Below are 865 nucleotides of genomic sequence, written 5' to 3' on the forward strand. Positions count from 1 at the left end.
AACAACAAGTACCTGTATAGTTATAATAGGATTATAAAACCAAATGTACAGTTAAAAGCAGGATTATAAACAATAACTGTACAGCTATATTAGGACGAGACAGTCTTTATTACATCAAATAAGAGGGTGGTCGGCTTGTGGTCGGCTTGTGATAGGCTTGTGGTCGGCTAAAAAGTGCCATTATAAGCCGACCACATCCCCAACATAATGCAATGATAACGGAAACACCTCAACGAATCCGCTAAACCAAACAAACTGAACAATAACACCTCCTACATTTCCATTCTATATAAAACAATTGTATCTCGCCTAAACACCTAAACTTAACATGGTCTTAGTACTGAGAATAGCAAATTATTAGTACTTTTATAAGAACCTAAATATATACTCCAATGAAAAAGATAATCGCTATAGCTTTCTTAGCTTTGACTACTATTAGTTGTAACCAGAAAGTAACACCCCCAACTACGTTAACCGTAGAAAATTATTATACAATCGAGATGCCTGGAAATCTTGCACCAATGGAAAACTTGTTTCCTAATGCTGATTTGCAATATGGTAATACTTTCAAACAAGTGTATTTCGTAGCAACAAAAGAAGCTAAGACAGAAGATAGCGATTTCAGTGCGTTTATTGATAAAGCTTTAGCGCGTTACAACAAAAAACCTAATTACGAGATAGTCAAAGAAAATGAAGTACGTATTAATGGGCTGCCTGGTAAGACCTATGAATTAAAGATGTCTCAAAACGAAACGTATATGTATATGATTCAAGTCATGATAGAAGGCCAAAAAGCCAATTATGAAATAATCAGTTGGACTACGAGCAAAAACAGTGAGGTAGAAAGTGAAAAACTGATAAATAT

At 34.7% G+C, this 865-nt stretch carries 1 protein-coding gene; it reads left to right on the forward strand.

Features of this window, described 5'->3' with window-relative positions; translation table 11 throughout:
* Nucleotides 1-392: 392 nt before the first annotated feature.
* A partial coding sequence (locus tag GOQ24_RS14355; protein WP_160340003.1) for a DUF1795 domain-containing protein occupies nt 393-865 on the forward strand: 473 nt, incomplete at its 3' end.

Source organism: Myroides sp. LoEW2-1 (assembly GCF_009767705.1).
Taxonomy (GTDB): Bacteria; Bacteroidota; Bacteroidia; order Flavobacteriales; family Flavobacteriaceae; genus Flavobacterium; species Flavobacterium album_A.